The 16,003-nt window shown below is 53.7% G+C and carries 16 protein-coding genes; 8 read left to right on the top strand and 8 right to left on the bottom strand.

What is annotated here, in order from left to right:
* Positions 1-18 precede the first annotated feature (18 nt).
* Genes prmC through hemA form a run of 3 tightly spaced genes read right to left on the bottom strand, consistent with a single transcriptional unit; the run spans position 19 to position 3,234 of the window.
* The gene (prmC, locus tag BY447_RS18710; protein ID WP_110331805.1) at positions 19-852 is read right to left on the bottom strand and encodes a peptide chain release factor N(5)-glutamine methyltransferase; all 834 of its coding nucleotides are present in this window, start codon (positions 850-852) and stop codon (positions 19-21) included.
* Entirely contained in the window at positions 852-1,934 is a 1,083-nt protein-coding gene (gene prfA / locus BY447_RS18705; RefSeq protein ID WP_013357620.1) for a peptide chain release factor 1, read from the bottom strand. Before prfA ends, prmC begins: the two co-directional genes overlap by 1 nt.
* 43 nt (positions 1,935-1,977) lie before the next feature.
* Complete coding sequence (gene hemA / locus BY447_RS18700) at positions 1,978-3,234, bottom strand: glutamyl-tRNA reductase (RefSeq protein WP_110331804.1); 1,257 nt, start codon at positions 3,232-3,234, stop codon at positions 1,978-1,980.
* A gap of 216 nt (positions 3,235-3,450) precedes the next feature.
* On the opposite strand from hemA, the gene lolB reads away from it, so the two are divergent.
* The 4 genes from lolB to BY447_RS18680 all read left to right on the top strand — a co-directional run bounded on the left by lolB (position 3,451) and on the right by BY447_RS18680 (position 7,375).
* A complete protein-coding gene (lolB, locus tag BY447_RS18695; protein ID WP_110331803.1) occupies positions 3,451-4,074 on the top strand; it encodes a lipoprotein insertase outer membrane protein LolB in 624 nt (207 codons plus the stop codon).
* The gene (gene ispE, locus BY447_RS18690) at positions 4,071-4,928 is read left to right on the top strand and encodes a 4-(cytidine 5'-diphospho)-2-C-methyl-D-erythritol kinase (protein WP_110331802.1); all 858 of its coding nucleotides are present in this window, start codon (positions 4,071-4,073) and stop codon (positions 4,926-4,928) included. Before lolB ends, ispE begins: the two co-directional genes overlap by 4 nt.
* 136 nt (positions 4,929-5,064) lie before the next feature.
* Complete coding sequence (gene prs, locus BY447_RS18685) at positions 5,065-6,012, top strand: ribose-phosphate diphosphokinase (RefSeq protein ID WP_003850825.1); 948 nt, start codon at positions 5,065-5,067, stop codon at positions 6,010-6,012.
* A 211-nt stretch (positions 6,013-6,223) separates the two neighbouring features.
* Positions 6,224-7,375, top strand: coding sequence for a GGDEF domain-containing protein (locus BY447_RS18680; RefSeq protein WP_110331801.1), 1,152 nt, complete (start codon positions 6,224-6,226; stop codon positions 7,373-7,375).
* Here the strand turns inward: BY447_RS18680 and ychH are convergent.
* Positions 7,372-7,647: a stress-induced protein YchH gene (gene ychH, locus BY447_RS18675; protein WP_107319595.1), complete on the bottom strand. Its 276-nt coding sequence runs from the start codon at positions 7,645-7,647 to the stop codon at positions 7,372-7,374. The genes BY447_RS18680 and ychH overlap by 4 nt on opposite strands.
* Before the next feature lie 255 nt (positions 7,648-7,902).
* Between ychH and pth the strand changes: the two genes are divergently transcribed.
* The 3 genes from pth to BY447_RS18660 all read left to right on the top strand — a co-directional run bounded on the left by pth (position 7,903) and on the right by BY447_RS18660 (position 11,100).
* Positions 7,903-8,490, top strand: coding sequence for an aminoacyl-tRNA hydrolase (pth, locus tag BY447_RS18670; protein WP_013357613.1), 588 nt, complete (start codon positions 7,903-7,905; stop codon positions 8,488-8,490).
* Between the two features lie 108 nt (positions 8,491-8,598).
* Positions 8,599-9,690, top strand: coding sequence for a redox-regulated ATPase YchF (gene ychF, locus BY447_RS18665; protein ID WP_013357612.1), 1,092 nt, complete (start codon positions 8,599-8,601; stop codon positions 9,688-9,690).
* Between the two features lie 216 nt (positions 9,691-9,906).
* Positions 9,907-11,100 (top strand): tyrosine-type recombinase/integrase, encoded by a 1,194-nt coding sequence (locus BY447_RS18660; RefSeq protein WP_110331800.1) that lies wholly within the window; start codon positions 9,907-9,909, stop codon positions 11,098-11,100.
* A 464-nt stretch (positions 11,101-11,564) separates the two neighbouring features.
* Here BY447_RS18660 and BY447_RS18655 read toward each other — a convergent pair whose 3' ends face one another.
* Positions 11,565-12,206 (bottom strand): hypothetical protein, encoded by a 642-nt coding sequence (locus tag BY447_RS18655; RefSeq protein WP_323859498.1) that lies wholly within the window; start codon positions 12,204-12,206, stop codon positions 11,565-11,567.
* 122 nt (positions 12,207-12,328) lie between these two features.
* Here BY447_RS18655 and BY447_RS18650 point away from each other — a divergent pair, with 122 nt between their 5' ends.
* Positions 12,329-12,601, top strand: a complete 273-nt coding sequence (locus tag BY447_RS18650; protein WP_323859497.1) for a hypothetical protein — start codon at positions 12,329-12,331, stop codon at positions 12,599-12,601.
* 22 nt (positions 12,602-12,623) lie between these two features.
* Here BY447_RS18650 and BY447_RS18645 read toward each other — a convergent pair whose 3' ends face one another.
* The 3 genes from BY447_RS18645 to BY447_RS18635 are packed head-to-tail and all read right to left on the bottom strand — an operon-like array spanning position 12,624 to position 15,976.
* Positions 12,624-13,286 carry a 4'-phosphopantetheinyl transferase family protein gene (locus BY447_RS18645; RefSeq protein WP_110331798.1) on the bottom strand — a complete coding sequence of 221 codons (663 nt, stop codon included), beginning with the start codon at positions 13,284-13,286 and terminating at the stop codon, positions 12,624-12,626.
* On the bottom strand, positions 13,261-14,574 hold the full coding sequence (locus BY447_RS18640; RefSeq protein ID WP_110331797.1) for a sensor histidine kinase: 1,314 nt from the start codon (positions 14,572-14,574) through the stop codon (positions 13,261-13,263). The genes BY447_RS18645 and BY447_RS18640 overlap by 26 nt, the downstream gene beginning before the upstream one ends.
* Entirely contained in the window at positions 14,567-15,976 is a 1,410-nt protein-coding gene (locus BY447_RS18635) for a sigma-54-dependent transcriptional regulator (RefSeq protein ID WP_110331961.1), read from the bottom strand. Before BY447_RS18635 ends, BY447_RS18640 begins: the two co-directional genes overlap by 8 nt.
* Between the last annotated feature and the right edge of the window lie 27 nt (positions 15,977-16,003).

Genomic DNA, 16,003 nt, shown 5'->3' with positions numbered 1-16,003 from the left:
ATCCTTTTCAAAGCGCTTTTATGAAGGGAACTGACCCAGCGTCACACGCGGATTACCGCCGTAATCCCTGACGGTTTCAACGGCGTGATAGCCATTATTCTGCATCAGCGTGGCCACCGCCTCACCCTGCTGCCAGCCATGTTCCAGCAGCAGCCAGCCACCCGGCAGCAGCCACGCGGGCGCCTGCTCAATCAGCGTGCGCAGATCGGCCAGCCCCGCTTCATCCGCCACCAGTGCGCTGCGCGGTTCGAAACGCACGTCGCCCTGCTCCAGATGCGTGTCGCTGGCATCAATATAGGGTGGATTGCTGACGATGAGCGTAAAGTGCTGCGGCGTCAGCGCCTGAAACCAGTGACTGAGCAGAAAGGTGGTATTAGAGAGGTTGAGCTGTTCTGCATTGCTGCCTGCCAGCTCAACGGCGGCTTCAATGCGATCCACGCCGGTCACCTGACAGTCGGGCCGCTCGCTGGCCAGCGCCAGCGCAATCGCCCCGGTGCCGGTGCCCATATCCAGAATGGTCGAGGGAGTCGCGGGCAGATGCGCCAGCGCCTGCTCAACCAGCAGTTCGGTATCCGGGCGCGGGATCAGCGTGGCGTCACTGACACGTAACGGCAGCGACCAGAACTCACGCTCGCCCACCAGATGCGCCACCGGTTCACCCCGGGCGCGACGCGCCAGCAGGCTGTCCAGCTGGTCGAGTTGCGCATCGCTGAGCACCGTTTCATCGAAAGCAATTAACCAGCTGCGCGATTTGCCGATCACGAAACCTAACAGGATCTCTGCGTCACGCTTCGGACTGTCACCCCCGCACAGCGTGGCGACAGCCTGTTTCAGCCAGTGACGAATATCCATTAGTCCTGACCAGCCAGCGCTGCCAGCTGATCCGCCTGGTACTCCTGCACAATCGGCTCAATCAGGCTGTCGAGTTTGCCTTCCATCACTTCGTCCAGACGGTAGATTGTCAGGTTGATGCGGTGGTCAGTCACGCGGCCCTGCGGGAAGTTATAGGTACGGTTACGGTCAGAACGATCGCCGCTGCCCAGCAGGTTGCGGCGGGTACTGGCTTCGGCGGCGTGACGGCGGGCCATCTCTGCCGCGTGAATACGGGAACCCAGCACCGCCAGCGCTTTGGCTTTGTTTTTATGCTGTGAACGTTCGTCCTGACACTCCACCACGATGCCGGTTGGCAGGTGGGTAATACGGATCGCGGAGTCGGTGGTGTTTACGTGCTGACCGCCTGCGCCGGATGAGCGGAAGGTGTCGATCTTCAGATCGCCAGCGTTGATTTCCGGCAGTTCCGCTTCCGGAATTTCCGGCATCACGGCAACGGTGCAGGCTGAAGTATGAATACGGCCCTGTGATTCGGTCTCCGGCACGCGCTGCACGCGGTGTCCGCCTGATTCGAACTTCATGCGGCCATAGGCACCGTCGCCGGTGACGCGGGCAATCACTTCCTTGTAACCGCCATGCTCGCCTTCGTTGGCGCTGACGATCTCCACCCGCCAGCGACGCGCTTCGGCATAGCGGCTGTACATGCGGAACAGATCGCCGGCGAAGATCGCGGCTTCATCACCGCCCGTTCCGGCGCGCACTTCAATAAAACAGGCGCGCTCATCGTCGGGATCTTTCGGCAGTAACAGCACCTGTAACTGCTGTTCCAGCACGTCACTTTTCTCACGCGCTTCCTGCAACTCTTCCTGCGCCATATCGCGCATTTCAGGATCGTCGAGCATCTGCTGCGCCGTTTCGATATCTTCCTGAACCTGCTGCCAGTCGCGGAAACAACGGGTCACATCGGTCAGTTGAGCATATTCGCGTGACAGCGCACGGAAACGCTCCTGATCGGCGATCACGCCAGCATCGCCCAGCATCGCTTCCACTTCTTCGTGGCGCTCCTGCAGGGCTTCCAGTTTGGCAACTATAGAGGTTTTCATTTAAATGTGGGATTCCCGTAAACAGGTGGCGACAGCGGTGCGCCTAATCGAGACCCAGGCTGTCGCGTAAAATCTGCAGGCGTTCATTATCGCCATCGCGGGCGGCCTGCTGAAGTGATTTGGTTGGAGCGTGTATTAAACGGTTGGTCAGCTTGTGCGCCAGTTCCTGCATGACTTTTTGCGGATCGGCACCCTGCTGCAGCGCCTGCAGCGCACGGCCTTCCAGCTCAGCACGGATATCATCCGCCTGAGAACGATATTCACGGATGGTATTCACCGCGCCCTGTGAACGCAGCCACGCCATGAACTCGCTGCTTTCCTGAACCACGATGCTTTCGGCCTGAACCGCGGCCGCTTTGCGCTGTGCCAGGTTCTGCTCGATGATCGCCTGCAGGTCATCCACGCTGTAGAGATAGGCGTTAGGCAGATCGCCGACTTCCGGCTCCACGTCGCGTGGCACCGCAATATCGACCAGCAGCATGGGTTTGTTACGTCGCGCTTTCAGAGCGCGTTCCATCATCCCCTTGCCGATAATCGGTAGCGGACTGGAGGTTGAGGAGATAATAATGTCGGCTTCGGCCAGGCGGGCATCGATCTCCGCCAGCGTAATCACCTCTGCCCCAACTTCCGACGCCAGCGCTTCGGCACGCTCGCGGGTGCGGTTGGCAATGATCAGATTTTTGACCTGATGTTCACGCAGATGACGTGCCACCAGCTCAATGGTTTCACCCGCGCCAACCAGCAGCACATTAACGGAGGAGAGGGATTCGAAGATCTGACGGGCCAGCGTACAGGCGGCAAAGGCCACTGACACCGCGTTGGCACCGATATCGGTTTCCGTGCGCACGCGTTTGGCGACAGAGAAGGTTTTCTGGAACATGCGTTCCAGTTCACTGCTCAGCGCATGACCACGTGAGGAGTCGGCAAACGCTTTTTTTACCTGACCGAGGATCTGAGGTTCGCCCAGCACCAGTGAATCAAGTCCGCTGGCGACGCGCATCAGGTGGCTGACCGCCTCATTATCCTGATGCCAGTAGAGGCTGTGGCGTACATCCTCTTCATCCAGCTGATGATAATTGCATAACCAGCTCACCAGACGCGCCTGTAAATCGGCCTGCTGCTCTACACTCAGGTAGAGTTCCGTCCGGTTACAGGTGGACAACACCACGCCGCTCTGCACCATTGGCTGTGATAACAGGCTGTTCAGCGCCTGCTCAAGCGTCTCCGGCCCGAACGAAACGCGTTCGCGCAGAGCAATGGGGGCAGTCTTGTGGTTGATTCCGAGAGCGAGCAGCGTCATGGTGGTTTTGGTTGGGATGTCCCAATAATGTCAGGGTTTTGTGAGGCGCATTCTACAAGATGCGGCAGATCAAGAAAAGCCATACAAAGGCTATGACTGTAATAAGATTAACCTGTTCGTGCTCAATTTGCTGCATAACAGCATTGACGGTTAAAACCGGGACGGTTAGCGTTATCCGTTACGAATAATAAATGTGTCCGAGGAGATGACCACTTGATGCTTAATTCACCACGCAATCTGTTGCGCCTTTTGCCCCTTGCCAGCGTGCTGCTGGCGGCCTGTAGCGTCAACAAACCGCAAGGTCCCGGCCCCAGCGTTACCGCGCCACAGTGGCAACAGCATCAGCTGGCGGTCTCAAAGGTCACGCACTACCAGACCCGCGGCGCCTTTGCCTACCTCTCTGACAAGCAGAAAGTCTACGCCCGCTTCAACTGGCAACAGACCGCGCCCGATCGCTATCGCCTGCTGCTGACCAATCCGCTCGGCAGCACCGAACTGCAGCTTGATGCGCAGGGCTCAGTGGTGCAGATCGTCGATAACAAAGGCAAGCGCTACGTCAGCAACGATGCGCAGAAAATGATCTCACAGCTGACCGGCATGAACATTCCTTTGGCGAATCTGCGTCAGTGGATGATGGGTCTGCCGGGCGATGCCACGGATTATAAGCTTAACGATAGCTATCAGCTGATCAGCCTCAACTACAGCCGCGACGGTCAGAACTGGCAGGTTTCGATTGCGGGCTACGACAGCAAGGTTACCCCGCCGCTGCCGTCCAGCCTGGAGCTGAAAGAGGGTGACCAGCGGATTAAACTGCGTATGGACGGCTGGACCGTTCAATGATCACCCACTGGCCTGCCCCGGCAAAACTGAATCTTTTTCTCTACATCACTGGCCGTCGTCCCGACGGCTACCACAACCTGCAGACGCTGTTTCAGTTTCTCGACTACGGTGATGAACTGCAGATTAGCGTCGATGACAGCGATTCTGTTCAGCTGTTAACGCCGGTGCCGGGCGTGGCGGATGCGGACAACCTGATTGTGCGCGCCGCGACCATGCTGAAACAGGCGGCACAGGACAACCGTCGCATGCCCGCACGCGCAGGCGCGCAGATTGCTATCGAGAAAAGGCTGCCTATGGGCGGCGGCATCGGTGGTGGCTCTTCTGATGCGGCGACCGTGCTGGTGGCGCTGAATCATCTGTGGCAAACCGGCTTCACACCGGGTGAGCTGGCGGCAATCGGCGTGCAGCTGGGCGCGGATGTACCGGTCTTTGTGCATGGCTTTGCGGCCTTTGCAGAGGGTGTGGGTGAAAAACTTCAGCCCGCATCGCCGGAAGAAAAGTGGTATCTTGTCGCCCATCCCGGTGTGAACATCAGTACTCCCGTGGTATTCAACGACCCCGGGCTGACGCGGGATACGCCATCGCGCAGTTTATCGACGCTTTTAGCCTTACCCTTCACCAATGATTGTGAAGCAGTGGTAAGAAAACGTTTTCGCGAGGTTGATGCGCTTGTTTCCTGGCTGCTAGAATACGCGCCGTCACGCCTGACTGGCACAGGCGCTTGTGTGTTTGCTGAATTTGACACCGAGTCCGCCGCCCGCCAGGTGCTGGAGCTTGCCCCGAATGGGGTGCGCGGATTTGTAGCCCGGGGCGTTAATGTCTCGCCGCTACAGCGTACCCTGCGAGGCGATTAGCGAATGCGTGACAGTGTCACCCCGTTCCAGACACTGCACGTTTCGCATTAACACACCCGTGTGAACGTCTATGACCGTACGCGCCGGTTACAGTCATGCCGTTCATTCTCTGGACGCAAAGCCTGAGGTTCTTCTCGTGCCTGATATGAAGCTATTTGCTGGTAACGCCACCCCGGAACTAGCACAACGTATTGCCAATCGCCTTTACACCAGCCTGGGAGACGCCGCTGTAGGCCGTTTCAGTGATGGTGAAGTGAGCGTACAGATTAATGAAAATGTACGCGGTGGTGATATTTTCATCATCCAGTCCACCTGTGCTCCCACCAACGATAATCTGATGGAACTGGTTGTGATGGTCGACGCGCTGCGTCGTGCTTCTGCTGGTCGTATTACCGCAGTCATCCCCTACTTTGGTTATGCCCGTCAGGACCGCCGCGTGCGTTCCGCGCGTGTGCCTATCACCGCTAAAGTAGTGGCAGACTTCCTTTCCAGCGTCGGTGTTGACCGTGTTCTTACGGTTGACCTGCACGCCGAGCAGATCCAGGGCTTCTTCGACGTCCCGGTTGATAACGTATTTGGCAGCCCGATCCTGCTGGAAGATATGATGCAGATCGGTCTGGAAAACCCGATTGTTGTTTCTCCCGATATTGGTGGCGTAGTACGTGCCCGTGCTATCGCTAAACTGCTGAACGACACCGATATGGCTATCATCGATAAACGCCGCCCTCGCGCGAACGTTTCTCAGGTGATGCACATTATCGGTGACGTTGCTGGCCGCGACTGCGTGCTGGTCGACGATATGATCGACACCGGCGGCACGCTGTGCAAAGCGGCTGAAGCGCTGAAAGAACGTGGTGCCAAACGCGTATTTGCTTACGCGACGCACCCGATCTTCTCCGGCAATGCGGTTGAAAACCTGCGTAAATCTGTACTCGACCAGGTCATCGTCTGCGATACCATCCCGCTTTCTGACGAGATTAAGTCACTGCCGAATGTGCGCACGCTGACCTTATCTGGCATGCTGGCCGAAGCGATTCGCCGCATCAGTAACGAAGAATCGATCTCGGCGATGTTCGAGCATTAATCTTCGCGGAACCGGGCCCTGTGCCCGGTTTTTTTATCTCTGCCGTATGGATTAACGCGCTTTTTTTTCTGACTTTTCCCCGATAAATTTCCTTTTAATCCCCTATTTTCAACGCCTCCCACTCTTTTACTAAAACGCGATGTTCCCCCGCTTCTGCCGTTAAGCGTTAAGTGGTAATTTGCTGCGCATTTCCCATCAGAATTCAGCCACCATGAGCCTCGATATCTACACATTGTTTGTCTGCGAGCTCTATGTACTGGGGTTTCTGAGCATCATTATGGTTTTTGCCTGGGTTGGGTCGCACTATGACCGCGTTCTTGGCTTCACCTGCCTGTCACTGATTTTCACCCTGATTGCCGTATTCTTAAGCAGTTTGCGCAGCAGCGGCCTGCATTTTCTGCCGGTTGCAGTGGGCAATGTGTTAGTGATGCTCGCTTATGGCGGATTATTAAATGCGTTCCGGCGCTTCTGCGGTAAACCTATCGGCACGCACTGGCTACTGGGTGCTCTGCTCTGGGCACTCCTCTGCTGCTTTCCGGCGTTTTATTACAGCTTACCCAAACGGGTACTGGTATTGTGTATCGCCTGCGTTGCTTATACTGCCGCACTGATCCAGCTGGTCTGGCAGGCGCGTGACACGCTGAAAGCCACTTTCTGGCCTGCCCAGTTGCTGTTGTGGATCCACCTGCTGTTTCATCTGGCGCGCCTGTTTCTGGATAGCGCCATTCCCAGTACACAACCTGGGGCGATTGGCGGATCGGACTTCTCGGTTTACGTGATTCTGGAATCCATTCTGTTTGTCATCGGCCTGACGTTTACCATTCTGGCCATGGTAAATGAGCGGATGCAGATCGCGTTAAAACACACTTCCCTACACGATCCGCTGACCAGCGTCTGGAATCGCCGCGCCCTATTTGCTGAAGCGGAGAAAATAGTGGCGCGGTGCCGCCGTCAGAACCGGCCGTTCAGCGCGATACTATTCGACCTCGATCATTTTAAAAGCATCAACGATCGGTATGGCCATCATCAGGGCGACCAGATTTTGATTCACTTTTGCGAAATTGTCAGAGGATTGATACCGGCTGAGGGGCGTTTTGCACGACTGGGCGGCGAAGAGTTTGCGGCCATCATTCCGGCTGAAGCAGGGGATGCAGAGGCGTGGTGTGAGGCGATCCGGCTGGCGGTCTGTGCGTCGCAACCCAATGAAATTGCCTGGTCGGTCAGCATTGGCTTTGCCACGGTCACGCACGGCCAGCAGGATTTTGAGAGTTTACTGGCGCTTGCTGATGCGGCGCTCTATCACGCCAAAGCCAGTGGCCGGAACTGCACAGCGCAGCATCCGGTCCCGGCAGCCATCAGTTAGTGGTGGGAATTGTGTGACCGGCGGCAGCGCTTGTCATAGTGACGCAGCCAGTAATAGCGATCTTCAATTTTTTCACGGCCACTGATACGCGCGCCAACCAGCCACATCAGTGCGCCAATAAAGATGCTCAGAATGGCACCCTGCGCCAGAAACTGCGGCAAATCGAGTGTTGGCAGCTGGTTCATGATTGAAAACCCAACACCCAGCACCATTGTGACTAATCCCAGTACCATCAAGCTGTTACCCGCTACGCGGCAGTGTTGATGTTTCATGCTGCACCTCCATCCATATGAGTTAATAACCGCACACAATGTTAAGTGCCATAAGTTTAGGCAATGGCTGAGGTCCACGTTGCGGACTGGATCACACATCAGCTATAAAGAATGACCTGGCCCTGATTGCAGCCTGTTGATTTAGATAGAAAATGATTAATCACCGTTCTGAACCATTTCAATGCTTGTGCTTTGTCATCTCGCCTGTGGCGAAGTAAACTAACGCCCTTTCGCGATAACAGCAGGATAATCATTGTGAGCAGCATTAAACTGATTGTGGGACTGGCCAATCCGGGGGCTGAATATGCCGCCACACGCCACAATGCGGGTGCCTGGTATCTGGATCTACTGGCTGAGCGCCACAATCAGTCACTGAAAGAGGAAAGCAAATTCTATGGCTACACCGCCCGCCTGGCGATAGCCGGCGAGGATGTGCGCCTGCTGGTGCCGACCACCTTTATGAACCTGAGTGGTAAAGCGGTGGCGGCAATGGCGACCTTTTATCGCATCACACCAGAAGAGATTCTGGTGGCGCACGATGAACTCGATTTGCCACCCGGTGTGGCGAAGTTCAAGCAGGGCGGCGGCCATGGCGGCCATAACGGCCTGAAAGACATCATCAGCAAGCTGGGCAACAACAATAATTTCCATCGGCTGCGCATCGGTATCGGGCATCCCGGCGATCGCAACAAGGTGACCGGATTTGTGCTGGGCAAGCCGCCCGCCAGCGAGCAGAAGCTGATTGATGATGCCATTGATGAGGCGGCGCGCTGCACCGAACTGTGGCTGAAAGAGGATCGCATCAAGGCAATGAACCGGCTGCACGCCTTCAGGCCTGCTTAAACGCCCGAATCGTCGTGATTCCGTGTATAATGCGCGAAATTTTTCCATTCGTCTCCGACAGTCCGCCCTCTGGCGCGCTGTCCATCCAGTTATAAAGGGTATCAAACCATGGGATTCAAATGCGGTATCGTGGGCCTGCCGAACGTCGGTAAATCCACTCTGTTTAACGCGCTGACTAAAGCGGGCATCGAAGCGGCTAACTTCCCGTTCTGTACCATTGAGCCAAACACCGGCGTGGTACCCATGCCTGACCTGCGTCTCGACCAGCTTTCTGAGATTGTTAAACCACAGCGCGTGGTACCGACTACCATGGAATTCGTCGATATCGCGGGCCTGGTAAAAGGGGCGTCCAAAGGTGAAGGCCTGGGTAACCAGTTCCTGACCAACATCCGCGAAACCGAAGCGATCGGCCACGTGGTGCGCTGCTTTGAAAACGACAACATCATCCACGTGGCAGGTAAAGTGAACCCGGCGGAAGATATTGACGTCATCAACACCGAACTGGCACTGTCCGATCTTGAAACCTGTGAACGTGCGATTCAGCGTGTGCAGAAGAAAGCCAAAGGCGGCGATAAAGATGCCAAAGCCGAGCTGGCTGCGCTGGAGAAGTGCCTGCCGCATCTTTCTGAAGCGGGCATGCTGCGTTCACTGGATCTGGATGCGGACGACAAAGCGGCCATCCGCTACCTGAGCTTCCTGACCCTGAAACCAACGATGTACATTGCCAACGTCAATGAAGATGGTTTCGAGAACAACCCGTACCTGGATCAGGTGCGTGCGATTGCTGAAGCAGAAGGTTCAGTCGTCGTGCCGGTGTGCGCCGCCGTTGAGTCGGACATTGCCGAGCTGGAAGATGAAGATCGTGAAGAGTTCATGGCGGAGCTGGGACTGGAAGAGCCTGGCCTGAACCGCGTTATCCGCGCCGGTTACTCGCTGCTGAACCTGCAGACCTACTTCACCGCTGGCGTGAAAGAAGTGCGTGCCTGGACCATCCCGGTTGGCGCCACTGCTCCACAGGCAGCCGGTAAAATCCACACCGATTTCGAGAAAGGCTTTATCCGCGCCCAGACCATCGCGTTTGAAGACTTTATCGCCTACAAAGGCGAGCAAGGCGCAAAAGAAGCCGGCAAGATGCGTTCAGAAGGTAAAGAGTACATCGTGAAAGATGGCGATGTGATGAACTTCCTGTTTAACGTCTAAAAATAAATTTGTAGTCTCATGAGGTGTCAGAACATCTCATTAAGCTCACAAAAACCTCTAAAATCCACGCACTTGCGTGGATTTTTTTATTCCACATTGTCTCATATGATCTCATGGAAGCGCAGTCTAAAATGAGTACATAGATGAGTACAATCCGTTTCCATTATCATTTTAGGTGAGTACAATAACGGTATAAGAAATAGTCAAGGACCCGCTATGCTCACTGATACGCAATGCCGCACTGCCAGGCCGAAAGAAAAACTCTATCGACTCAATGATTTTAATGGTCTCTACCTCGAAGTGAAACCCAATGGCAAAAAGGCATGGCGCTATCGATTTAAACTCAACGGAAAATCAAGCATGTTTGCGTTGGGTGAGTATCCAGCGATAAAGCTCGCCGAAGCTCGCGAGAAATGCGAGCAAGCGCGTAGGCAAGTCGCAGATGGAATTAGCCCGACACAGGCTCGTCAGTTAGATAAGATCCGCAAGGTCAATGATGCTTCTAACACCTTTGAGCTGATCGCCAAAGAGTGGTTGCAGATGAAAGACTGGGCCGAAATTACCAAAACACGCCGACTGGATATGCTTGAACGTGTGGTTTTCCCCGCAATCGGTAAGCTCCCTGTCAGAGAGATCACCCCACACCACATTCTTAAAATTCTTCAGGAAACCGCTAAACGCGGCGCTCCGACTGTTGCTGCTGAAGCCCGACGTACCATTTCATCGGTTTTCGAGTTGGCAGTTGCAACGCTTAGAGCTGACAGCGATCCTGTCTGGCCTGTACGCAAGGCGCTTCCGGCGAATAAGACACAGCATAAACAGGCATTGAATCCACAGCAAATCGGGAAGCTATTAAGCTGTTTTGATAACAGTCGCGGCTCATATCAGGTTAACTATTGCATGTGGCTAATGTGGTGGACGCTGGCGCGGCCAGCCGAAGTCACCGAAGCTGAATGGGCAGAATTCGATCTCTATAATGCGCTATGGACTATACCGGCGACGCGCATGAAAGCTCGTAGGGAACATGTTATTCCCCTCCCCTCTCAAGCCGTCAACATGCTTAAAACGCTACAGGGATTAACCGGGCATCGACAGCACCTTTTTCCGGGACGAGATAACCCACGTGGCCCGATGACATCACACTCGCTGCGTCAGCTACTTAAAAGCCTCGGCTGGAGCGGAACTTATAGTCCACATGCAACCAGAACTACAGGAAGTACCCGTTTAAACGAGATGGGTTATCGACCTGATGCTATCGAGGCTCAGCTTGCGCACGCTGATACCAACAATGTTCGCCGCACTTACAACCATGCGACGTATCTTGATGAGCGTAAAGTGATGATGCAGGAATGGGCTGATAAGCTTGATGAATGGGTAAGATGCGCTAACAGCAGGACTGCTGTTTCGTAAACGATGATGTATTGGTGTGTTAATACTGACATTAAAAGATTATTCCATAAAGGTAAGAAAACACCATTTATTATCCTAAATTTATCCAACTCCCTAATTATAAGACACTCGTTGAACGTTATACTTTTAGGTCCTCAACCATTCTACCCAACATATTTATGAGTAAGTACCACGTTTTGGCAATGAGAGCTACTATAGGAAAGTATCTGGGGTGAAAGTTCTGGCCAATATGCTAGGGATTGATACTTCATATGGCATAAATGATGCGCAATTTCTCCAATTCGAATATTTATTTAAGTCCCTTTTAAGTTCAACGTTCTTTTTGATATTTCCTGCTTTGCAGGTATATACCGATACTCGTCCGGTGTCATGCACACCGGACGAAAGTTCAGATATGGCCATATGCTTCAGTGGCAATTTGTGTACTCCATAATCTCACCACCACATGGCCAATACTTAGTATTTTATTTCACCACTTCCATCAGCTTACCAAAGCTATCCACTACGTCATACTTCACGTTTTCTGGAGCAAACTTTTTATTAATCTCATCGAAGAACTTACGGGCACATTTAATCTTGGTGGCTTCAACAGGCCGTAAATCCAGTGACGACATCGAGCCCTTGGTCTCAGCAACGAAATACACATGCTTGACCGAGCCTTCTTTGAAGGAAATGGCCCAGTCGGGGTTGTAATCACCGACTGGGGTTGGGATCAGAAAACCACGTGGCAACTTGGCATATACCACCACATCCTTGCTGGTATCCAACTCTTCGACGAACTTGCGCTCAATTGCGGAGTCGGTAAGTACATAGTCATAAATGTGATTTTGCAATTTACTCCCGGCCTTACTGAGATCCTGTTTGCTCTGACCCGTGGTGAAAATGTCCAAATCGAATTTGTCTTCTAGCGTGTCATAGGCCAAATGCTCGATTATGACATTAGCCTTTTGTTCATTTATCAAGCGAATGGCTTCGGCAATGAAGCTTTCCGGGTTGCTCTTGAATTGTGCGAAGACGTCAGCATTGAGGCCTTTAAGAATTTCGGCAACGGTTCGTCTTGTAAGCAAAGTTCCCTCTGATAACTTGCCAATCAGATCGTACTGCACAGCGGAGTGGATGGAGGCGTTGTGCGATTCTGTTTCGGTAACTTTCAGCTCGAAGGCGTTACCCTTTTTGAGGTCATCGTAAGTTGCCGTATCAGCCTGCTCAGCTCAGTGTCAAAGGAAGTATGGGCACAGACATTCGCGCTGCAGGCAAAACAGATGAATTGCAACTGGAGCTGGCGATGGGCGGCAGTTTTAACCGCAAACCCGCAGACTTTTCCGCAAAATCGGCTACGGTGCGGATGAGTATGGGTGCCGAAACAGCACTGTGTCATATCCCACGCATTACCGGCACGCTTGCAGCCGGAGCGCGGATGTCGGTCAGTCCCTCTGCGAATGTAGATACCGGTTCAGCTGGCACGTTTGCCAGTGAGGTCTCCACCTCTGATTGTGCTTAATGACGGGCACCGGCTTCACATCTCACCGCTGAAAAATAACCCGCCAGCGTAACGGCGGGTTTTTCAGCGCGCTGCCTGCAACGCAGGCCAGAGAGTAACGACGATCGTCCTGCAGAGTCTGATAGTGTGCCACTCCAATCGCCGAGCCTTCACGCCCACAGATTCTTGCTCTCCCTTCCTCCCCGGGTAACACGTAAAACGATGAGAGGGGTTGAGCCAGACCCGCTCCGGACATTTTGATCCAGGCCTCTTTAAGGCTCCAGAGCGTAGTGAAGTGCAGCAGATGATCATCCGTCTGCGCCTCCAGCAATGCGCGTTCAACAGGATGAAAAAAACGGTCTGCTACTCTTCGTTTAATCTCAGCGTTCCCCGTGACATGCTCAATATCCACGCCGACCGGATACTGGCTGCTCATCGCTACCGCAGCCAGCGTGCCACTGTGAGATAAATTAAAATGCAGCCATGCATGAGCAGGCAGCCAGGGCTTACCGGTCGGGGTTCTGGCAAGCTGTAACTCTTCATGCGGGATCTGCAGCGTGTCAGCAAGCGTAGCGCGTAGCCAGCCCTGTATCGCATCACGCCTTAACGGGCCGTCCGGCGTGTGTTCAAACGAACGAACCAGACAATACGCCTGCCCGGATTCGGGTCCGGGCAATACTTTATCGTTGCAGGCTAATGGTGGCATGGCATCCCGGCATCCCGTCGCGATTTTTTAACGTTAAGTAGCCATCGTGCTGTTCAGCAATCTGGCGGCACAATATCAATCCTATTCCACTGCCTGCTGACTTGGTTGTATAGAAAGGAACAAAGAGATTGTCCGGATTGCTCAACCCGACCCCGCTGTCCAGGAGAGAGATCAGAACCCGGTCATTTTGCGCCTGCCAGGTCAGGGTAATCGCGCCCGGATTCTCCCCCATCGCCTCATCGGCATTTTTGACCAGATTAATCAGCAGTTGATAAATTTGCCCCCGATCGATTCTGGCCATCAGGGGTTCTGGCCCATCGAGCTCGAACTTACGGTGCATAAAGAGCAAAGGCAGTTCTTTAATCAGCCCGGCCAGGTCCTCTTCCACCCGGTTAGACGGGGCCAGTTTGTTCAACTGCTGATAACTGCTGATGAAGGTAATCAGTTCTTTTGCTCTGCGGTTAATCAAATCGACGCCCTCCACAAAGCCCTCGGGTGCCTGCGCGGCATGGGTGCGGTAATGCTGTTGCAGCATCTGGCTTATGGAGGCGATGGGACTCAACGAGTTATTGATTTCATGACTGATTACGCGCAGCAGATTCTGCCAGGCCTTTTTTTCCTCATGTCGCAGTAACTCATCCACGTCATTTATGAATAACAGCACGTTTTTTTTGCCATCCACGATATAGGTATCGCTGTTCACCTTATAACGACCGGGCCGGCCATTACGACTGAACTCAACAGGATGGCCGGTATTGGCATTTTTCAACAGCCAGCCTGACTGCCACTGCTCGCCGTCCTCACCGATCAGCGATTCGATGGGACGCTCCAGCATCCGTGCGGCGGCATCATTACACCAGATGACCCGATGCTGACTGTCGAGAGCGAAAATGGAAATGCTGATATTAGAGAGCACTTTCTGTAACAGGAAATCCATTTCACGCTGCTGCTGACGATGACGTGATAGCTGCATGGCAATAGCGTTGATCTGAATGATTACGCCGTCAAAGATGTCCCGTCCGTGGGTGCTTCCCCGCAGGCTGAAATCTTCCTGTTCCACCGCCTCGAGCAGATTTGAGATCACATTGACTTTATTATTCAGTTGCAGAAAAAAGTGGTAGCCAAAATAGAGTGACGTTACCGCTAAAATCAGAACAGTTAATATTTTGAGGTAAGAAGACTGCGACGGAAATCCCCAGAGAAGCAGATAGGCCAGTATTCCCCCCAGCGGAGAGAGGCTGCACAGAATGAAATACCGTAACCTGAAGGTGTCGAAAAGTTTACTCATGACTTATTTTTAGCTTGTCCAGTCTGCGATAAAAAGCACTGCGGCTCAGGCCAAGCGAGTCTGCGGCTTTAATCGCATTTCCCTCATATTGATGCAGGCGTTTCAGCAACAGTGATTTTTCTACTTCCGCCAGGGTCAGTGAGTCAGCGGACTCGCCTTCAGTCACGGGTTCAACGCGCCGCGGCTCCATCGCCACATTTCCCGGCAGACAGAGATCCTCAATGTCGATCCGGTTATTCCTGCAGAGAAGGACGGCCCGCTCAATGAGGTGGCTTAGTTCACGAATATTCCCCGGCCAGGTGTAGTCATGCAGTCCCTGAATGGCCGGGCGGGATAACTGCGGCACGAGTTTATTGTACTTTCGTGCAAAGCGCATCAGAAAGCGCTCTGCCAGAATCTCAATGTCCTCCTGCCTGTCACGCAGCGCCGGCAGATGTAACTGAATAACATTAAGTCGGTACAGTAAATCCTGGCGGAAAGCGCCGTTAGCCACCGCTTTTTCCAGATCGGCATTGGTTGCTGCAATGATCCTGCAATTCGTTTTTTGCGTACGGGAGGAGCCGACACGCTCAAACTGCCGCTCTTCGAGAACACGCAGCAATTTCACCTGCTGTGACAACGGCAGGTTGCCAATCTCATCGAGAAACAGGGTGCCTTTGTCTGCCAGCTCAAAACGTCCGATGCGGTTTTCGCGCGCATCGGTGAACGCGCCCTTCACGTGGCCAAACATTTCACTCTCAAACAGATGTTCGTTAATGCAGCCGGTATTGACCTCAACCAGGCTATTGTCTTTGCGGGACGAGAGATGGTGAATATGGCGCGCCAGCAAACTTTTGCCCGTGCCATTTTCGCCCAGAATAAGAATGCTGGTATCCGTTCCCGAGACAGCCTGAACCATGTTCAGCAGCTGTTGCATGGAACGGGACTGAACCACCCACTCACTGTCCATGTCATCATCGCGAGCACGTTTCAGGAGTTTATTCTCTTCCCGTAAACAGTTTCCTGAACGTCTTGCACGACTGAGTTCGATTTGTTGCTGAACAATGCTCAGCAAACGTTCATTATCCCAGGGTTTTTGAATGAAGTCTGCTGCGCCGGCACGCATCGCGTTGACGATAATATCCACGCTGCCCCACCCGGTCATGGCCACAGCAGGCAGACAGTCGTCAAACTTTTTCAGCTCATCGAGGAGCTGCAGCCCCTCTTTGCCTGAAGTCGTATCCTTCTGGAAGTTCATATCCATCAGCACCAGGTCAAACGGCTTGCTGGTGAGATGCCGCATCAGCTGGCTGGCCTGCGTTTCAAGGGTCACATCATAGCCTTCCATACGCAGCAATAATTCAAGGCTGCTTAAAATTCCGGTATCGTCATCAATGATGAGGATCCGTTTTTTTTCATCCATAAAAAGACTCAGCTCAGCAAACCATGC

It is taken from the genome of Pantoea sp. JKS000250 (assembly GCF_003201065.1).
In the GTDB taxonomy this organism is placed as follows: Bacteria; Pseudomonadota; Gammaproteobacteria; order Enterobacterales; family Enterobacteriaceae; genus Pantoea; species Pantoea vagans.
The sequence above is the reverse complement of the archived record's forward strand: the minus strand, read 5'-3'. Positions and strand labels throughout refer to the sequence as shown.